This is a genomic window from Kribbella sp. NPDC003505 (assembly GCF_040610875.1).
Taxonomy (GTDB): domain Bacteria; phylum Actinomycetota; class Actinomycetes; order Propionibacteriales; family Kribbellaceae; genus Kribbella.
Window position 1 is genome coordinate 293603 of record NZ_JBEXNA010000008.1, and the last position, 17885, is coordinate 311487.

At 70.1% G+C, this 17885-nt stretch carries 18 protein-coding genes; 12 read left to right on the forward strand and 6 right to left on the reverse strand.

What is annotated here, in order from left to right; translation table 11 throughout:
- Positions 1 to 150: 150 nt before the first annotated feature.
- The 3 genes from ABZX12_RS27615 to ABZX12_RS27625 form a co-directional block, all read right to left on the reverse strand.
- Complete coding sequence (locus tag ABZX12_RS27615) at positions 151 to 1749, reverse strand: ABC-F family ATP-binding cassette domain-containing protein (protein ID WP_355697728.1); 1599 nt, start codon at positions 1747 to 1749, stop codon at positions 151 to 153.
- A 116-nt stretch (positions 1750 to 1865) separates the two neighbouring features.
- Complete coding sequence (locus tag ABZX12_RS27620; RefSeq protein WP_355697729.1) at positions 1866 to 3275, reverse strand: HAMP domain-containing sensor histidine kinase; 1410 nt, start codon at positions 3273 to 3275, stop codon at positions 1866 to 1868.
- A gap of 2 nt (positions 3276 to 3277) precedes the next feature.
- Positions 3278 to 3961 (reverse strand): response regulator transcription factor, encoded by a 684-nt coding sequence (locus ABZX12_RS27625; RefSeq protein ID WP_355697730.1) that lies wholly within the window; start codon positions 3959 to 3961, stop codon positions 3278 to 3280.
- A 166-nt stretch (positions 3962 to 4127) separates the two neighbouring features.
- Here ABZX12_RS27625 and ABZX12_RS27630 point away from each other — a divergent pair, with 166 nt between their 5' ends.
- The 7 genes from ABZX12_RS27630 to ABZX12_RS27660 all read left to right on the forward strand — a co-directional run bounded on the left by ABZX12_RS27630 (position 4128) and on the right by ABZX12_RS27660 (position 11333).
- A complete protein-coding gene (locus tag ABZX12_RS27630) occupies positions 4128 to 5924 on the forward strand; it encodes an ABC transporter substrate-binding protein (RefSeq protein ID WP_355697732.1) in 1797 nt (598 codons plus the stop codon).
- Positions 5925 to 5928: 4 nt separating this feature from the next.
- Positions 5929 to 6906 carry an ABC transporter ATP-binding protein gene (locus ABZX12_RS27635; RefSeq protein ID WP_355697734.1) on the forward strand — a complete coding sequence of 326 codons (978 nt, stop codon included), beginning with the start codon at positions 5929 to 5931 and terminating at the stop codon, positions 6904 to 6906.
- Complete coding sequence (locus ABZX12_RS27640; RefSeq protein ID WP_355697735.1) at positions 6903 to 7916, forward strand: oligopeptide/dipeptide ABC transporter ATP-binding protein; 1014 nt, start codon at positions 6903 to 6905, stop codon at positions 7914 to 7916. Before ABZX12_RS27635 ends, ABZX12_RS27640 begins: the two co-directional genes overlap by 4 nt.
- Positions 7917 to 7992: 76 nt before the next feature.
- On the forward strand, positions 7993 to 8919 hold the full coding sequence (locus ABZX12_RS27645) for an ABC transporter permease (RefSeq protein ID WP_355697737.1): 927 nt from the start codon (positions 7993 to 7995) through the stop codon (positions 8917 to 8919).
- Between the two features lies 1 nt (position 8920).
- On the forward strand, positions 8921 to 9880 hold the full coding sequence (locus tag ABZX12_RS27650; protein ID WP_355697739.1) for an ABC transporter permease: 960 nt from the start codon (positions 8921 to 8923) through the stop codon (positions 9878 to 9880).
- Positions 9881 to 10112: 232 nt separating this feature from the next.
- Positions 10113 to 10322 carry a hypothetical protein gene (locus ABZX12_RS27655; RefSeq protein WP_355697741.1) on the forward strand — a complete coding sequence of 70 codons (210 nt, stop codon included), beginning with the start codon at positions 10113 to 10115 and terminating at the stop codon, positions 10320 to 10322.
- Between the two features lie 21 nt (positions 10323 to 10343).
- Positions 10344 to 11333, forward strand: a complete 990-nt coding sequence (locus tag ABZX12_RS27660; RefSeq protein WP_355697743.1) for a 2-dehydropantoate 2-reductase — start codon at positions 10344 to 10346, stop codon at positions 11331 to 11333.
- Here ABZX12_RS27660 and ABZX12_RS27665 read toward each other — a convergent pair.
- Positions 11298 to 12224 (reverse strand): GNAT family N-acetyltransferase, encoded by a 927-nt coding sequence (locus tag ABZX12_RS27665; RefSeq protein WP_355697745.1) that lies wholly within the window; start codon positions 12222 to 12224, stop codon positions 11298 to 11300. The genes ABZX12_RS27660 and ABZX12_RS27665 overlap by 36 nt on opposite strands.
- A gap of 62 nt (positions 12225 to 12286) precedes the next feature.
- Between ABZX12_RS27665 and ABZX12_RS27670 the strand changes: the two genes are divergently transcribed.
- Positions 12287 to 13156, forward strand: a complete 870-nt coding sequence (locus ABZX12_RS27670) for an NAD(P)/FAD-dependent oxidoreductase (RefSeq protein WP_355697747.1) — start codon at positions 12287 to 12289, stop codon at positions 13154 to 13156.
- Here the strand turns inward: ABZX12_RS27670 and idi are convergent.
- On the reverse strand, positions 13127 to 13690 hold the full coding sequence (gene idi, locus ABZX12_RS27675) for an isopentenyl-diphosphate Delta-isomerase (RefSeq protein WP_355697749.1): 564 nt from the start codon (positions 13688 to 13690) through the stop codon (positions 13127 to 13129). The genes ABZX12_RS27670 and idi overlap by 30 nt on opposite strands.
- A 388-nt stretch (positions 13691 to 14078) precedes the next feature.
- On the opposite strand from idi, the gene tyrS reads away from it, so the two are divergent.
- Genes tyrS through ABZX12_RS27695 form a run of 4 tightly spaced genes read left to right on the forward strand, consistent with a single transcriptional unit; the run spans position 14079 to position 17293 of the window.
- A complete protein-coding gene (tyrS, locus tag ABZX12_RS27680) occupies positions 14079 to 15155 on the forward strand; it encodes a tyrosine--tRNA ligase (RefSeq protein ID WP_355697750.1) in 1077 nt (358 codons plus the stop codon).
- Positions 15137 to 15262 (forward strand): hypothetical protein, encoded by a 126-nt coding sequence (locus ABZX12_RS27685; RefSeq protein ID WP_355697858.1) that lies wholly within the window; start codon positions 15137 to 15139, stop codon positions 15260 to 15262. The genes tyrS and ABZX12_RS27685 overlap by 19 nt, the downstream gene beginning before the upstream one ends.
- Positions 15263 to 15266: 4 nt before the next feature.
- Positions 15267 to 16475, forward strand: a complete 1209-nt coding sequence (locus ABZX12_RS27690) for an aminoglycoside phosphotransferase family protein (RefSeq protein WP_355697752.1) — start codon at positions 15267 to 15269, stop codon at positions 16473 to 16475.
- Positions 16472 to 17293 (forward strand): NAD(P)H-binding protein, encoded by an 822-nt coding sequence (locus ABZX12_RS27695; RefSeq protein WP_355697754.1) that lies wholly within the window; start codon positions 16472 to 16474, stop codon positions 17291 to 17293. The genes ABZX12_RS27690 and ABZX12_RS27695 overlap by 4 nt, the downstream gene beginning before the upstream one ends.
- Here ABZX12_RS27695 and ABZX12_RS27700 read toward each other — a convergent pair.
- Positions 17290 to 17811, reverse strand: coding sequence for an isochorismatase family protein (locus ABZX12_RS27700; RefSeq protein ID WP_355697755.1), 522 nt, complete (start codon positions 17809 to 17811; stop codon positions 17290 to 17292). The genes ABZX12_RS27695 and ABZX12_RS27700 overlap by 4 nt on opposite strands.
- Between the last annotated feature and the right edge of the window lie 74 nt (positions 17812 to 17885).

Below are 17885 nucleotides of genomic sequence, written 5' to 3' on the forward strand. Positions count from 1 at the left end.
CTCCTCACGGGCGCGGGCGGGAACGAGGGTTCGTTCCTTCCAGCCTTGGAGCCCCGGCACGCACCGGTCAGGGACGAACGTCCCGCGTACGACCCGACGAAGGTCCGTTCCGGACCGTCCGGGCCCGCCCGCGGCGGGCCCGGACGGTGATCACGCCAGCGACACCAGGTCGAGGTAGTCGTCGGACCACAGGTCCTCGGTGGCGTCGGGGAGGATCAGGACGCGGCCGGGGCGCAGAGCCTCGATCGCGCCCTCGTCGTGGGTGACCATCACGATCGCGCCCGGGTAGCTGCCGACCGCGCCCAGGACCTCGTCCCGGGAGGCCGGGTCGAGGTTGTTCGTCGGCTCGTCCAGCAGCAGCACGTTCGCACTCGAGTGGACCAGGCCGGCCAGGGCCAGCCGGGTCTTCTCGCCACCGGACAGGACGCCGGCGGGCTTGTCCACGTCGTCACCGCTGAACAGGAACGAGCCGAGCACGTTCCGCACCTCGCCGTCGGTCAGCCCGGGCGCGACCGTCGCCAGGTTCTGCCGGACGGTGCCGGCCAGGTCCAGCGTGTCGTGCTCCTGCGCGAAGTACCCGAGCCGCAGCCCGTGACCTGGTACGACGCGGCCGGCGTCCGGCTGTTCGCGGCCCGCGAGGAGCCGGAGCAGCGTGGTCTTGCCCGCGCCGTTCAGCCCGAGGATGACGACCCGGCTCCCCCGGTCCACGGCCAGATCCACACCGTCCAGGACCTGCAGGGCGCCGTAGGACTTCTTCAGGCCGACCGCGGACAACGGCGTCCGGCCCGACGGGGCCGGTGCCGGGAGACGGATCTTGGCGACCCGCGCGGCCCGGCGTACCGGTTCGAGGCCGCCGAGCAGCTTGTCCGCGCGGCGGGCCATGTTCCGCGCCGCGACCGCCGTGTTCGCACCAGCCTGCATCTTCGCCGCCTGGGCGTGCAGGACCGCGGCCTTGCGCTCGGCGACCGCACGCTCGCGCTGCCGGCGGCGCTCGTCCACGTCCAGCTGCTCGAGGTACTTCGTCCAGCCGGTGTTGTGGATGTCGACCGTCAGCCGCTGCGGGTCCAGGTGGAAGACCCGGTTGACCGTTGCCTTGAGCAACTCACGGTCGTGGCTGATGACGATCAGCCCGCCGGGGTAGGCCAGCAGGAACTGCCGCAGCCACAGCACCGAGTCGGCGTCGAGGTGGTTGGTCGGCTCGTCGAGCAGCAGCACGTCGTGCTGGGCGAACAGGATCCGCGCCAGCTCGACGCGACGGCGCTGACCGCCCGACAGTTCACCGATCGGCTGCTCGAGGGCACGGTTGGGCAGTCCGACGCCGGCCGCCAGCCGGGCCGCTTCGGCCTCGGCCGCGTAGCCGCCGCCGGCCTGGAACGCCGCCTCGGCGCGCGCGTACGCCGCCATCGCCCTGTCCTGCGCCGCGCCGGTCGCCGTACTCATCGCGGCCTCGGCCGCGCGAAGCTCCCGGACCGCGACGTCCAGGCCGCGCGCGGACAGGATGCGTGCCGTGACGGTGATGGCCGGATCGGCCGCGCGCGGGTCCTGCGGCAGGTAGCCGATCGACCCGGTCACAGCGATCTGTCCCGTTGCCGGACGGGCCTCGCCGGCCAGCGTCTTCATCAGCGTGGTCTTGCCGGCGCCGTTGCGGCCGACGAGTCCGACGCGGTCGCCCGCGCCGACAGTGAACGACAGCTCGGCCAGCAGCACCTGTGCACCGACCCGAATATCTACACCGCGAACGGTGATCATGATGGTTACTCTCCGTGTTAGCTAGTGGACGCACCTCACCTGCAGAAGCGGGTGCGCCAGCTAGACACAGAGGCAAGTAGCCATGCGCCCACGGTAGCCGGGGCGGGCCGGCGCCGTCAGCTGATTTTCGCGGGCAGCTCGACGACGAAGCGGGCGCCGCCGCCCGGACGGTCGGTGACCTGGATGGTGCCGTGGTGCCACTGCACATGGCGCGCGACGATCGCCAGGCCGAGTCCGACGCCCCGCCCGCGACTCGAGGTCTCGCCGCGGCCGAAGCGCTCGAAGATCCGGGTCCGGTCCTCCTCGGCGATCCCAGGCCCGGCGTCGTCGACGGTGATGACGACCCCCAGGCCGCCGGCCGCGACCCCGACGCCCTTGCAGCCGCCCGCGTGGTCCTCGGCGTTCTCGACCAGGTTCGCGATCACCCGCTCGAGCCGGCGCTTGTCGGCCTGCAGGGTGAGTCCCTCGGCCTCCGGCTGGACGTCCGTCACCTCGCGTCCGGCCGCCGCGTCGGCCGCGGCCCGGACCAGGTCGGCGATCCGCACGATCTCGCGGCTCCCCCGGTCGCCCCCGTCGTCGCGGGAGATCTCCAGCAGGTCGATCACCAGCCGCCGGAACCGGTCCAGGTCGTCGCCGAGCAGTTCCACCGGCTCCCGGACAGCGGCCGGCAGCTCGGCGCGGTGGTTCTGGATCAGCTGCATCGAGTTGAGCATCGTCATCAACGGCGTCCGCAGCTCGTGGCTCACGTCGCCGGCGAACCGGGCGTCGGCGGCCACCCGGCGCTCCAGCGCCGCCGCGGTCTGGTTGAACGACCGTGCCAGGCCGCCCAGGTCCTTGTCGTTCTCGGCCTGCAACCGCGCGTCCAGCTTGCCGCGGGCGACATGGTCCGCGACCCGGGTGAGTTCGGCCAGCGGCCGCAGGGCGAGTGTGCTGGCCAGCCGCCCGACCGCGAGCCCGAGCATCGCGGTCGCGATCGCCGCCGCGATCAGCGTGATCTTCATCCGCTGCAGCGTCGCGTCCAGGCTGGTCAGCGGATGCCACTCGAAGAACGCGTCGCCCTGCCGCCCGATCGGTACGCCGACCGCGAGCACCGGCTGCCCGCCCACGTCGATCCGGCGCTGCACGACGTTGCCGCCGATCGCGTCCTGGATCATGTCCGGCGGCAGGTCGGACGGCTTCCCGGTCAACGAGTACCAGTGGTCCTCGAGGTAGAGCATCGACGCCGCCGCGTCGGTGGACGGCAGGCTGTTCATCAGCTCCATCACCGAGACGCCCTTCTGCAGCGTCGGGCTGTCGCACTCGACCCGCTCGTGGCTCGGCCGGCACGCCTCCGGCGGACCGAACAGCCCGTACCGCAAGGCAGCGCCGTTGTCCGCCGTGATCGTCTCCGCCGCCGCCTCGCGCTGCTGGACGAGGTAGTCCGAGACCACACTCCAGGTCACCACCGACAGCACCATCGACAACCCGAGCGCCAGCATCCCGTACGCCAGCATCACCCGCCCCCGCAGGCTGAACCGCCCGAGCAAGGTCAGCTCACCAGTCGGTAGCCCAGACCGCGGGCGGTGACGAGGTGCTTCGGGCTGGCCGGGTCGCGCTCGATCTTCAGGCGGAGCCGCCGGATGTGGACGTCGACGATCCGGCTGTCCCCGAAGTACCCGTAGCCCCAGACCTTCGAGAGCAGCTGCTCGCGGCTGAGCACCTTGCCCTCGCCGCCGGCAAGCTCGGCGAGCAGCTTGAACTCGGTCCGGGTCAGCGGCAGCGCCTCGCCGTCCCGCGTCACCTCGCCGCCCGGTACGTCGATCCGCAGGTCACCGACCTCGAGCAGGTCGGCCTGCCGCGCGTTGGCCGGCTCGACCCGGCGCAGCAGCGCCCGGATCCGGGCCGACAGCTCCTTCGCGACCAGCGGTTTCGTCACGTAGTCGTCGGCGCCCGCCTCCAGCCCGGCGACCACGTCGTGACTGTCGGTCCGCGCGGTCACCATGATCACCGGTACGTCGCTGGCGCGCCGGATCTCCCGGCACACCGTGAACCCGTCGCGGTCCGGCAGCATCAGATCCAGCAGCACCACGTCCGGCGGTTCCCGGCGCAGGGCGGCCAGAGCGTCGTACCCGTTGGCCGCCTCCGCGACCTGGTACCCCTCGTCCTCCAGGGCGAGCCGCAGGACCCGCCGGATCCGCGGTTCGTCGTCGACCAGCAGCAAGCTGTGTGCCACGCGACCAGTGTCGCTCATCGCCGGGCCGGAGCCCGATGACAGCCGTCATGAATCCGTCATCTTCGCGCGGGGCCCGGTTGACGTCCTCATGACGGTTGCGTGACCCCGGGTCCCGGCGGGTCCGGGCGGCCTAGCTTCGGCGCTATCGAGTCCCGGAGGAGGACCAATGGCCAGAAGACGGCTGGCGGCAGTATCCCTTGCCGCCGCGGCGAGCCTGATCGCGCTCGCCGCCTGCAGCAACGGCGGCGGAACCGCGTCCGGATCCGGAGGCGGATCCGCCGGCACCGCGGTCACCGGCGGCACCCTGAACATGCTGGGCGCCGGCGACGTCGACTACATGGACCCCAACGTCAGCTACTACTCCGTCGGGTACCTGAACCTGCGGATGTGGAGCCGGCAGCTGTTCACCTATCCGGCCGATCCCGGCAGCGACAACACCAAGCCGGTGGCCGACCTGGCCACCGACATCCCGACCGCGGCGAACGGCGGGATCAGCGCCGACGGCAAGACCTACACGATCAAGATCCGGCCCGGGGCGAAGTGGAACACCACCCCGGCCCGCCAGGTGACCGCCGCGGACATGGTCCTCGGCGTCAAGCGCACCGCGAACCCGGTGCAGCCGTTCGGCGGCATCCCGGACTTCGCCAACCTGATCGTCGGGTACAAGGCGTTCGCCGACGGCTTCGCCAAGGCGCCGAAGACCGTCGAGGGGATCAAGAACTACATCGACAAGACGCCGCTGCCGGGCGTGTTCGCCAAGGACCAGACCACGGTCGAGTTCCACCTCACCCAGCCGGCCACGTACTTCGTCGACATGCTGACGCTGCCCGCCTTCTCACCGGCGCCGGTCGAGTCGCTCAAGTACCTCCCGGCCAGCACCGACCTGGGCAACAACTTCCCGTCCGACGGCCCGTACAAGGTCGACAAGTGGGTCCCGACGAAGTCGATCTCGTACTCCCGCAACTCCGCCTGGGACGCGGCGTCGGACCCGGTCCGCAAGGCGTACGTCGACAAGATCGAGGTCAACGAGACGGTCAGCCAGGACTCGATCCAGCAGCAACTGCAGACCGGGACGCCGGCCGCCGACCTCGAGTTCGACGTCGGCCCGCCACCGTCGCAGCTGCCGGCCCTGATCGCGAAGAAGGACCCGAACCTGAACCTGGGCATGACCGCGTCGAGCAACCCGTACGTCATCTTCAACACCGCGTCGCCGAACAACAACAAGGCGCTCGCGAACGTCAAGGTGCGGCAGGCTCTCAGCTACGCGATCAACCGTGACCACATCCTCCAGGTGATCGGCGGACCGACGATCAACCCGCCGCTGACCCACGTGCTGCCGGACAACATCGTCGGCTCGAAGCAGATCGATCCGTACCCGTACAACGTGGACAAGGCCAAGCAACTGCTCCAGGAGGCGGGCTACCCGCACCTGACGTTGAAGTTCCTGTACCGCAACGCGTCCGAAGGCAGCAGCAAAGCCTTCCAGACCGTCCAGCAGGACCTGTCCAAGGCCGGTGTCACCGTGACCGGCGTCCCGTCGCCGAACGCGGACTTCTACGTGAAGTACCTGCAGGTGCCGACTGTCGCGCGGCGCGGTGTCTGGGACGTGTCGCTGGCCGGGTGGGGTGCCGACTGGTACGGCAACGCGGCGCTGTCCTTCTTCAACCCGCTGTTCTCCGGCGAGCCGTCGTACCCGCCGATCGGCAGCAACTTCGGGCTGTACAACAGCGCGACCACCAACGGCCTCATCGAGCAGGCCGCGAAGGCGACCAGCCAGGACCAGGCGGCGGGCCTGTGGGCGAAGGCCGACGCACAGGTGATGGCCGACGCGCCGTTCTACCCGCTGACCAACCCGAAGAACGCCAACTACCACGCGGCGCAGGTCCACAACGCGGTCTACGTGCCGGCGATGCAGATGTTCGATCCGACCAATGTCTGGCTCGACAAGGACAAGCAGGGCTGACCCCATGGCCTTGTTGGAAGTAAGGGACCTCAGGGTCTCCTTCGACACCCCGGACGGCACCGTCCGTGCCGTCCGGGGGTTGTCGTTCGACGTGGAAGCCGGGCAGACCCTCGCCGTGGTCGGCGAGTCCGGGTCCGGCAAGAGCGTCGCCACCCAGACCATCACCGGCCTCACCCGCGGCGCGACCGTGTCCGGTACGGCGTACTTCGACGGCACCGACCTGATCACCGCGGACCAGGCCACGCTCCGGCGGCTCCGGGGCGCCCGGATCGGGATGATCTTCCAGGACCCGCTGTCCAGCCTGCACCCGCAGTACCGGATCGGCTGGCAGATCGTGGAGATGATCCGCGCGCACGACCTGGAGATCAGCAAGCAGGCGGCCCGGAAACGGGCCGCCGAACTGCTCACCCTGGTCGGCATCCCGCGGGCGGCGGAGCGGATCGACGACTACCCGCACCAGTTCTCCGGCGGGATGCGGCAACGGGTGATGATCGCGATGGCGATGGCGCTCGACCCGGCGTTGCTGATCGCCGACGAGCCGACCACGGCGCTGGACGTGACCGTGCAGGCGCAGGTGCTGAACGTGATGCGCCGGCTGCAGGAGCAGTTCGGTACGGCGATCATCCTGATCACCCACGATCTCGGCGTGGTGGCGGAGATGGCCGACGACGTGGTGGTGATGTACGCCGGCGCGGTGATGGAACGCGCGCCGCGCCGGGACATCTTCTACCGCAACCACCACCCGTACACGCAGGGCCTGCTGGCGTCGCTGCCCGCGCGCAGCGGGGACCGGCTGACGCCGATCGCCGGCGCGCCGCCCAGCCTGATCGGCCTGCCGAAGGGCTGCCCGTTCGCGGCCCGCTGCCCGCACGTGTTCGACAAGTGCTCGGAGCCGCCGCCGCTGACCGACGTGGGCGGCGACCCACGTCACCAGTCCGCCTGCTGGCTCCCCCACAACGTGAACGAGGCGGTAGCGTCATGAACGAAGTACTGCTGAAGGTCGACGACGTCCGGAAGGACTTCCCGACGTCCTCCAAGGAGGTGGTGCAGGCAGTCGCCGGTGTCTCGCTGGAGGTGCGCAAGGGCGAGACCCTCGGTCTGGTCGGCGAAACGGGCTGCGGGAAGTCCTCGCTGGCCCGCTGCATGGCTCACCTGTACGACGTGACGTCGGGCTCGGTGTGGTTCGAGGGCAGGGACATCACCAAGCTCTCCCGGAAGGCGATGCGGCCGCTGCGCCGCGACGTCCAGGTGATCTTCCAGGATCCGTACGGCTCGCTGAACCCGCGCCACCGGGTCGGCTCGATCATCGGCGACCCGTTCAGCATCCACAACATTGCTTCCGGCAACGAACGGAAGAAGAAGGTCCAGGAACTGATGGAGCTGGTCGGGCTGAACCCCGAGCACTACAACAGGTTCCCGGCCGAGTTCTCCGGCGGTCAGCGGCAGCGGATCGGCGTCGCGCGGGCGCTGGCGCTGCGGCCGAAGCTGGTGATCTGCGACGAGCCGGTGTCGGCGCTCGACGTGTCGATCCAGGCGCAGATCATCAACCTGCTGTCGGACCTGCAGCAGGAGTTCGACCTCACCTACGTGTTCATCTCGCACGACCTGTCGGTGGTCCGGCACGTGAGCGACCGGATCGCGGTCATGTACCTGGGCAAGATCGTCGAGCTGGCGCCGACCACCGAGCTGTTCGGGCAGACCCGGCATCCGTACACGAGGGCGTTGCTGTCGGCCCTGCCGGTCGCGGACCCGGACACCGCCGACAGCCGCGAGCAGATCATCCTCGGCGGCGACATCCCGTCGGCGACGAACCCGCCGTCGGGCTGCCGGTTCCACACCCGTTGCCCGAAGGCGCGGCTGGACTGTGCGGCCGAGGAGCCGGTGCTGGAGCCCGTCCTGGACGACCGGCCCGAGCACCGCACCGCGTGCTTCTACCCGTTGACGGTGGGCGAGGACTTGTCCACCGCCGTACCGGACCTGAGGGCATCATGAGCGAGCGAAGCGAGCTCATCAGAAAGCACAGCCCTCTTTGTGCCTCATCGGCGCCCGGAGCGAAGCGAGGACGTCGATGAGTACCGCGATCGAGATGGTCGACGTCGTCGACGAACCCCAGGTGATCGAGGGGCGAAGCCCGTTCGCGCTCGCGATGCGCCGGCTGCGCAAGGACAAGGTGGCGATGATCTCGCTCACCGTGATCGTGCTGATCGTGCTGATGGCGATCTTCGCGCCGGTGTTCGCGGCCGTGACCGGGCATCCGCCGAACGAGCAGTACCGCGACATCGGGCTGACCCCGGACGGCCTGCCGCGCGGGCCGAACGGCACGTTCTGGCTGGGCACCGACGACCTCGGCCGGGACATCTTGGTGCGGATCGCGTACGGCGCCCGGATCTCGCTGCTCGTCGGCGTGATCGCGACCGCCATCACGGTCGTCATCGGCGTCGTGCTCGGACTGGCGGCGGGCTTCCTCGGCGGGATCACCGACACGATCCTGGCCCGGCTGATCGACGTGGTGCTGTCCGTACCGTTCCTGCTGGTCGCGATCGCGCTCGTGTCGGTGACCGGGCCGAGCCTGACCGTCACGGTGCTGGTGATCGGCTGCTTCAGCTGGGCGTCGGTCGCCCGGATCGTCCGCGGCCAGGTGCTGTCGCTGCGCGAACGGGAGTTCGTCGAAGCGGCCCGCTCGCTCGGCGCCGGCGACACCCGGATCATGTTCGTCGACATCCTGCCGAACGTGATCGCCCCGGTGATCGTCTACACGACGCTGCTGATCCCGGTGGTGATCGTGACCCAGGCGACGTTGTCGTTCCTCGGGCTCGGCCTGCCGCCGCCGACGGCGGACTGGGGCGGGATGATCAGCGAGTCGCAGAACTACTACACGACCGCCTGGTGGTTCATCCTGTTCCCCGGTCTGGCGCTGCTGATCACCACGCTCGCCTTCAACCTGTTCGGCGACGGGGTCCGGGACGCCTTCGACCCCCGCGCAGATCGGACCTGACATGGCCATGTTCCTGCTTCGCCGCCTCGGTCACGGGATCCTGGTCCTGTGGCTGATCAGCATCGCGGTGTTCGGTCTGTTCTTCGTTGCTCCGAGCAACGTGGCGCAGACGCTCGCGGGCCGGCAGGCCACGCCGGAGACGATCGCGCTGATCAAGCACCGGCTCGGTCTCGACCTGCCGGTCTGGAGGCAGTACCTGGACTTCCTCGGCAACGCGGTGCGGGGCAATCTCGGGTACGACTACTACCACCAGGTGCCGGTGACGCACATCATCGGACAGGCGCTGCCGATCACCGTGTCACTGGCGCTCGGAGCCGCCGTACTGTGGCTGGCTCTGGGCATCTTCAACGGGGTGATCTCGGCGACCCATCCGCGATCGCTGGCGGACCGCGGGCTGACGTTGTTCTCGTTGTTCTTCTACTCGTTCCCGTCGTTCCTGCTCGGTCTGCTGCTGCTGTACTTCCTGTACTTCCGGCTCACGCTCAGCGGCTTCAGCTGGTTCCCGCCGGGCGGGTACTCGCCGATCACCGGCGGGATCGGGCCCTGGTTCCAGCACCTGCTGCTGCCCTGGGTCGCGCTCGCCCTGTTGCTGGCGGCAACGTATACCCGGCTGACCCGCGGCTCGATGCTGGACGTGCTCGGCGAGGACTACATCCGGACCGCGCGGTCGAAGGGGATCCGGGAGAGCCGGGTGGTCGTCCGGCACGGTCTGCGCAGCGCGCTGACGCCGGTGGTCACGCAGTTCGGCATCGATCTCGGGCAACTGATCGGCGGCGTGGTCGTCATCGAGACCGTGTTCAGCCTGCCGGGACTGGGGCAGACCGCGGTCGTCGCCATCAACCAGCAGGACCTGCCGGTGATCATCGGCATCGTCCTGTTCGCCTCGGCCGCGGTGGTGATCGCCAACCTGCTGGTGGACATCGCGTACGCCGTACTGGACCCGCGCGTCCGGCTGCACTGACGCCCGGGCGGCGGCCCCGGAGGGCAGGGGGTGTGATCCGTAGTGACCCGCCGGAACGGGTCAGGACGGGCCTCCTGCCCTCCGGCCTGCCGTGACCTTCGGCCTGGCCGGAAGGTCTTCGGCCTCTGCCCGGCGACGAACCGTGGACGGACGGTGGTGGTGACAGGACCCCCGCCCGTGTGCGGGCGCCGGTCGTCGGGTACCGGGCCTGTGGCCGGATTGGAGGCTCACCATGGGTGCAGCCATTGCATTGCCGCTGCTCACGATCGCTCTGATCTCGCTCGCTTTCGCGCTCTGGACGCTGTACGCCGTCGGAGTGGAAGCGTTCAGCTTCGCCAAGTTCACGCGGCGCCACGGGTCCGGCGAGACCGCGGCGCACTACGAACCCGGAGACCACCAGCACGTCTCGACGAAACCGCCGGAGGGATACGAGAAGAACTGACTCCTTCGGTACCTTGTCGGCGTGATCGCTGTTTACGGTGCGGGTGGCATCGGGTGCTACGTCGGCGGGCGGCTGGCCGCGGCCGGTACGCCGGTGACGTTCGTCGGCCGGCCGCGGACGGCCGCCGAACTGGCCGCGAACGGGCTGCGGCTGACCGACTACCTGGGGGCGGACCTCCGGGTCGAGGATGTGCGGTTCGAGACGACGCCGTCCGGTGCGGCCGGCGCGGATCTGGTGCTGGTGACGGTGAAGTCCGCCGCGACCGAAGCCGCTGCGGCCGAGCTCGCCGGCGTTCTGAAGCCGGGCGCGGTCGTGGTGAGCTTCCAGAACGGCATCCGGAACGGTGAACTGCTGCGGTCCAGGTTGACCGAGCAGGTGGTGATCGCCGGCATGGTCCCGTTCAACGTGCTGAACCGGGGCGCCGGCGTGTTCCACCAAGGCACCGAGGGTGCGCTCGACGTCCAACGGGACGCCGCGCTGACGCCGTACCTGAGCGCGTTCGAGCGGGCCGGGCTGCCGCTCACGCAACACGACGACATCCTCCCGGTGCAATGGGCGAAGCTCCTGCTGAACCTGAACAACCCGATCAACGCGCTGTCGAACCTCCCGCTGCGCGACGAGCTCTCGCAGCGCTCGTACCGCCGTTGCCTGGCCGCGGCACAGGCCGAGACCCTCGGCATCCTCGACGCCGCCGGGATCCGGCCGGCCCAGCTGCTGGCGATCCCGATGCACCGCTTCCCCACTGTCCTCCGGCTGCCCGATTTCCTGTTCCGGCGGCTGGCGAGCAAGGTCCTCGCGGTCGATCCGCTCGCCCGGACGTCGATGTGGGAGGACCTCGAAGCCGGACGGCCGACCGAGATCGACTACCTGAACGGCGAGGTCGTCCGCCTCGCGCGGTCGCTCGGCCGGACCGCGCCGGTCAACGAACGGCTCGTGGAGCTCATCCACGCGGCCGAGACGGACCGCCGCTCCTGGTCAGGACCCGAGCTCGTCCGGGAACTTCAGCGGTAGCTCCGCCCGCACGTTGACGCTTACCGTCCGGTAGGTGAAGCCGAGGTGCTCGTTCAGCCGCCGCATGTTCGCGTTGCCCTGCTGCGTCCACGTGTAGATCTCGGTGATGCCGTGCTCGGCCGCCCACGCCATACTCGACCGCTTCAGCGTCGACGCCACGGCCTTGCCGCGCCATTGCGGTACGACGGCGGTGTAGGCGACCTCGGCGCGCTCGGGCTTGTCGGTGTCGAGCATCAGACCGGCGACACCGATCACCTGGTCACCGGCCACGGCCAGGAACATCGCGGCCGGGTCGTTGATCCACTCCGTCGCCCACTCCTCGGCCGTCACGTCCATCGGGGCCGTGGTGTCGAGATCCGGGAGAGTCGGGACGGCGACCTGCTCGTACGCCGCGGCCCACAGCTCGGGGCGCTCCGAGACCTGCACGACGTCGTACTCCGTCGGCGTGGCCGGCCAGGGCTCGTCGGCGATCCGGCGGACCTGCTCGACCTGGCGGAGGTACTCGGTGTAGCCGAAACGCTTCGCGAACTCGAGCGAGCCGTCGTCGTCGATGCTGCAGCCGGCGATCGTGAAGCCCTGCGCCACCGCGTGCTCGGTGAGCGCTCGCAGCACCGCGGTTCCGATCCCCCGCCGGCGCGCCTCCGGGCGGACCCGCGCGATCACCGAGGCGCGATCCGCCTCGTTCGAGCGGTCGGAGGTGCCGTGCGCGGCGACCTCGCCGTCCAGCTCCGCGACCAAGAACAGCCGCTGCGGCGTCTCGGCCTTCCGGAGCTCGGCGATGCTCGGCGCACGCTCGTCGGGCAGCACGGCGAGGCGCACTTGACGCCAGGCTTCGTAGTCGGCGTCGGTCTCGACGGGCCTGATCCGGATCACCCGGTCATTAGGCTCCACCGGGATCTCACCCTGCTAACGAATTTCATATTATGAGATCAATTCTCTCGTATAATGAACATATGGATGTTGCGGTGATCGGTGGCAGCGTGGCGGGACTCCAGGCCGCACTGACCTTGGGACGGGCCCGGCGGCAGGTGGTGGTCTTCGACGACGGGCGGGCGCGGAACCGCGCGGCGTCCCACGTGCACAACTTCCTCGGCGCGGAAGAGCCGGCGCCGGATGAGCTGCTCGCGGCGGGGAGACGGCAGCTCGCGACGTACGACGTCGCCGTCCGCGATGGGCGGGTCGACGACGTCGACGTGGTGGACGACGGGTTCGTCGCCGGTGGTGAACACGTGCGAGCCGTGGTGCTGGCGACCGGGTTGCGGGACGAGCTGCCCGACGTACCGGGCGTCGCCGACGGCTGGGGGCAGTCGGTCGTCGCGTGTCCGCACTGCCACGGGTGGGAGGTCCGTGATCAGCCGTTGGTGCAGCTCGGGATGCGCGGAGCGCCTGAGCGTTCGGTGGCGCGGGCTGTCCTGTTGAGCCGTTGGAGCGACGACGTGACGCTGTGCACCGACGGAGACGAGCTGACCGCAGCTCAACGAGATCAGCTCGACCGGGCCGGAGTCGCGGTTCGCACCGAGCGCGTCGCGGAGGTGCGGGCCGGTTCAGTCGCGCTGACAGACGCCGAACTGCCGGCGCGGAGGGTTTTCGTCGTCGTCCGGCAGCATCAGCAGAGCGACCTGGCCGAGCGACTCGGGTGCCAGGTCACCGACGGTGCGGTCGTGACCGACGAGGGCGGGCGGACGACCATGCCGGGCATCTACGCGGTCGGTACGACGGCGAGTCCGGCGCTGCTCGCGATCGGCGCCGCAGGGCACGCGAGTATGGCGGCCGTCGCCGTCCACGCGGATCTGCTAGAGCTGGATCTGGGCAGCCGGCGGTAGCTGCGCCGGGTCGGCGATCGGCCACTCCAGCGGCGATCCCGGGAGCTCGTCGAGTTGCAGCAGGCACCAGGGCGAGAGATCCGGGAGGTCCCGGAGCTCGGACCAGTCGGCCCATCGGTAGTCCGCCACCTCGGCCGGGTTCGGCGTGGGGTCACCGCTCCACCACACCCGGTACACCGGGCAGATCTCGTTCTCGACCACGCCCGTCGGCATCTCGGCGCGGTACCGGAACTCCGGCAGCACCAGCTCCGCGGCGTCCACGACGATGCCCAGCTCGTCGGCGAGCCGGCGCCGGACCGCCTGCGCGGGCCTTTCGCCGGGGAGTGGGTGCCCGCAGCAACTATTGGTCCAGACGCCCGGCCAGGTCGGCTTGCCGAACGCCCGCTGGGTCAGCAGCACCCGCCCGGCCGGGTCGACCACATAGCTGGAGAACGCCAGGTGCAGCGGCGTCGCCGCGTGGTGGACCGTCGCCTTCGCCTCGGTCCCGACCGCACGCCCGCCCTCGTCCACCAGCACAACCCGCTCGTCGATCACGGGCCGAGCCTAGGGCATGTCTGATAGTCCAGCGCCGTCGCGAGGAGGTGCTCGGTGCGGTAGCTCGGCGTGCGGGAGCGAAGGTCTCGATGCGGCGCATCGTGGCCTTTGCTCCCGTGCGGCGAACTGCCGTGCCGAGTGCCCCGCAGTAGGCGCTGGATGATCAGACATGCCCTAATCCGGTTCCGGAGGCTCGGCGGCGGCTGTTAGCCTGGGAGTGTGACCAAGCACTGCGTGACCTATCGACCGGCTCTGGGAGGAGCCGGCCTTCGGTAGTCCCCGCAGTCGCTCCACCCAGAGCCTCCGAGGCAGGAACCGTCCGGTTCCTGCCTCTTTCCGTTTGCCGGAGGCACTGGTGCACGGGTGCCTCGTCCCGAGAGGAACCCTCGTGAACGCTGTCATCGACCGGTTGCGCCGTACCACCGACACCGTCGTCGGCCTCGACGATCTGGAAGCCCGGCTGGAGTCCGGCCGGCCGTTGCGGATCAAGTACGGCGTCGACTGCACCGCGCCCGACCTGCATCTCGGGCACGCGGTCAACCTGTGGATGATGCGCCAACTGCAGGATCTCGGGCATCGGGTCGTGTTCCTGCTCGGCGACCTCACCACCCGCGTCGGCGACCCGACCGGGCGCTCCGAGACCCGGCCGGTGCTCACGCCCGCGCAGATCGAGGTGAACGCCGCGTCGTTCCTCGAGCAGGTGTCGCTGGTGCTGCGGACCGACCCGGAGGTGTTCGAGGTACGGCGGAACTCCGAGTGGTACGACGCGATGCCGATCGCCGAGCTGCTCGGCCTGTTCGCCCAGGTCACGCACGCGCAGTTGATGGCCCGGGACATGTTCCGGTCCCGGGTCGCGGCCGGGCGCGAGATCGCCGTACACGAGCTGGTGTACCCGGTGCTGCAGGGCTACGACAGCTTCGCGATGCGCAGCGACCTGACGATCGTGGGGTCGGACCAGCTGTTCAACGAGCAACTCGGGCGGCACTTCCAGCAGCGGCTGGGCGCGCCCCCGCAGGCCGTGATCACGACCACGATCACGCCCGGGATCGACGGCCGGGCCAAGCAGTCGAAGTCGCTGGACAACTACATCGGGCTGACGGACAGCCCGCGGGACAAGTTCGGGAAGGTGATGAGCATCCCGGACTCGCTGATCGAGGCGTACGCACGGGTCTACACCGAGCTGCCCCTGGAGACGGTCGACGCCCTCGCGGACGCCACCGGGCCGGCCGCCCGGGACGCCAAGCTCCGGCTGGCCGCCGCGATCGTCACCCGGTACCACGGGGCCGGCGCCGCCCGCTCCGAGCTGGCCGCCTTCCGTCACACGTTTCCGACCGTTCCGAACCGGCCGGGATGCCCAAGCTGGTCGTCGCCCACGACGTCACCACGGCCTTCGATCTGCTCCGCGCGGCCCGTCCCGGCGACAGCAACTCCGACCTCCGCCGGCTGCTGCGCCAGGGCGCGGTGACGATCAACGGCGTCCGGACCGACGATCCGGCGGCACCCGTCGACCTCGGCACGGAGGTCGTCCTGAAGTCCGGCGCTCGCACGTGGCACCGGATCAGGCGAGAGTAGGCGAATGGAGATCAGGACCGTGGAAGCGTTGGTCAGCGTCGGCGGCCGCTACGTCGGCCGGGCGCCCGCGTTCGAGGTCGAGCCGGCGTGGTGGGCCGAGGTCGAGGCGATCACCCGGCACCTCGACGCCCTGCTCGGCGTACGGACGCTGGTCCTGCGGCTGGTGCACGCGGACGAGGCCGTGATCGGGCGTGGCGGCCGGGTCGTCTACCACGTGCAGGCGCTGGAGGAGCCGCGGCCGGACGTACTCGACACCACGCCGCTGCCCGCGTGGGAGTCGATCGTCGCGGCGCATCCGCTGCGGTCGACGTGGGCCGAGGTGGACGGACCGAGCCGGCTGATCGAGTGGGCCCGAGGCATCCTCGGACCGCGCGACGCCGTCCAGGTGAAGACGTGGAACCTGTCGTGCCTGATCCGCTTTCCAGGTGCGTGGGCGAAGGCGACCGGCCGGTTCTGCGGTGTCGACGCGGACATCATCCAGCACGTCAGCCGGTACGACGCGACGCTCGTACCGGCTGTACTCGGTCAGTCGCCGGACAACCGATGGTCGCTCCTGGCCCACGCTCCGGGCATCGACTGCTGGGAACCGGACCGGGACACCATCGACCACGTCGTCTGTCGCTGGGTGGCCGTACAAGCCGCCCTGGCGGCCGAGGCCGACGAGCTCGCGGCGCCGAGTGTGTTGCCGCACGACCTCGTCGCCGACGTCACCCGGCTCCTGCCCCGCGTCGACCTCACTGCGAACGAGGTGGCCGACCTCGATCGGCTGATCGCTGGGCTCCCCGACGTCGTCGACGAACTCGACTCGGCCGGACTGCCGATCACGCTCGTCCACGGCGACTTCCACCCGGGCAACTGGCGCTCGGACGGATCGACCCGCAGGATCGTCGACTGGGCCGACGCCTTCGTCGGCCACCCAGCGATCGACATCAAGCGGCTGCAGGACTTCCTGCCCGAGGAGCGCCGTTTGCACCCCGCTGAGATCTGGGCACAGGCCTGGCGGCGCGAGGTGCCGGGGTCCGAGCCGCTGCGTGCGCTGCGGCCGATGAGCGTGCTGAGCCCGCTCACCTACGCGCTGACCTACCAGCGGTTCCTCGACAACATCGAGCCTGACGAGCGCGTCTACCACGCGGGCGACCCCGGGATCTGTCTGCGCGCGGCCCTGCGCGCGTGGCAGGCTGTGCGGGTCGAGGCGAGAGGGTGGGGATCATGACCGTTCTGGTGACCGGGGCGACCGGGAACGCCGGTGGTGCGGTGGTCGGGGCGCTGGCGGAACAGGGGATTCCGGGGCGGGCGCTGATTCGGTCGGAGCGGCGGCTGCCGGGCGGGATCGAGCCGGTGATCGGCGACCTCAACCGTCCGGAGACGTTCCTGGACGCGTTGCCCGGTGTGACCGGGATCTTCCTGATGAGCGGCTACGAACGACTGGACGAACTGCTCGCGAACGCCGTCCACGCAGGGGTCCGGAAAGTCGTCGTCCTGTCGAGCAGTTCGCTCGACGGCGACGTGACGAACGCGGTCGCCGCGTACCACCACGCGACCGAGGAAGCGGTGCGGGCGTCGGGTCTGGCCTGGACGTTCCTGCGGCCGAACTCGTTCATGTCGAACACGCTGCGCTGGCGGGATCAGTTGCGGGCCGGTGACGAGGTGCGGGTCCAGTTCCCCGACGTCGCGGTGTCGACGATCCATCCGCGCGACATCGGCGACGTCGCGGTGCGGGCCCTGCAGGGCGGGCACGACGGCCAGGTACTGCGGCTCACCGGGCCGGTCGCGCTCACCCCCGTCGAGCAGGTCGCAATCCTCGCCGATGCCCTCGGCCGCCCGCTGACGGCGTACCCGATGAGCCGCACGGAGACCCACGACGCCCTGTTCGCGTCGATGCCGGAACCGTACGCGCAGGCCATCGAAGCCTTCTTCGGCGACGGCGCCATCGACGAGACCACCGTCAACGGCACCGTCGCCGAAGTCACCGGCCACCAGCCCCGGACTCTCCAGGCATGGGCCCGGGAAAACGCTGCACTTTTCGGTTAGCTCAGCGCCTTCAGGTACTCCTCACTCGTGCAGTTGGCGCCGATGCGCGGGAAGACGTACGAGACCGCGAAGTCGTGGGCGTGGTCGTCGAGGCCGGTCATCGCGTCGGTGACGAAGAACGTCTCGTAGCCGAGGTCGGACGCGGCCCTGCCGGTCGACTCGACGCCGAAGTTCGTGGCGATACCGGCCAGCACCACGTTCGCGATGCCGCGGGACCGGAGCTCGGCGTCGAGCGGCGACTGCCCGAAGGCGCCGATCGTTCGCTTGACGACCTCCAGGTCGCCCTCCTGCGGCACGACCTCGGGCGCGAACTCGCTGCCCTCGGGCTGCACGTCCACCCCGGGCCGCTCGACCCGGACGTTCACCACCAGCCCGCCCGCCGACCGCGTCGCCGCGGCCAGCGCCACGGATCGCTCGAGCACGACCGGTCCGCCGAGCGGCGCGGTCTGCAGCGCGACGATCCGTGGCATCAGGTCGATCAGGATCAGTGCGGTACGGCGAGGCTCCAAGGGATTCACGGGGTGAGCTTAAGGTCGAGCAGATCCACACCGACCAGGTAGCCGGTCGCTGCCGCGTGCCGTAGCCGGCCGCC

Excerpts from the sequence above, each read along its gene's own strand:
- ABZX12_RS27615 (WP_355697728.1), bottom strand. The coding sequence starts at position 1,749 with ATGATCACCGTTCGCGGTGTAGATATTCGGGTCGGTGCACAGGTGCTG.
- ABZX12_RS27630 (WP_355697732.1), top strand. The coding sequence starts at position 4,128 with ATGGCCAGAAGACGGCTGGCGGCAGTATCCCTTGCCGCCGCGGCGAGC.
- ABZX12_RS27635 (WP_355697734.1), top strand. The coding sequence starts at position 5,929 with ATGGCCTTGTTGGAAGTAAGGGACCTCAGGGTCTCCTTCGACACCCCG.
- ABZX12_RS27640 (WP_355697735.1), top strand. The coding sequence starts at position 6,903 with ATGAACGAAGTACTGCTGAAGGTCGACGACGTCCGGAAGGACTTCCCG.
- ABZX12_RS27645 (WP_355697737.1), top strand. The coding sequence starts at position 7,993 with ATGAGTACCGCGATCGAGATGGTCGACGTCGTCGACGAACCCCAGGTG.
- ABZX12_RS27650 (WP_355697739.1), top strand. The coding sequence starts at position 8,921 with ATGGCCATGTTCCTGCTTCGCCGCCTCGGTCACGGGATCCTGGTCCTG.
- ABZX12_RS27655 (WP_355697741.1), top strand. The coding sequence starts at position 10,113 with ATGGGTGCAGCCATTGCATTGCCGCTGCTCACGATCGCTCTGATCTCG.
- ABZX12_RS27670 (WP_355697747.1), top strand. The coding sequence starts at position 12,287 with ATGGATGTTGCGGTGATCGGTGGCAGCGTGGCGGGACTCCAGGCCGCA.
- ABZX12_RS27690 (WP_355697752.1), top strand. The coding sequence starts at position 15,267 with ATGGAGATCAGGACCGTGGAAGCGTTGGTCAGCGTCGGCGGCCGCTAC.
- ABZX12_RS27695 (WP_355697754.1), top strand. The coding sequence starts at position 16,472 with ATGACCGTTCTGGTGACCGGGGCGACCGGGAACGCCGGTGGTGCGGTG.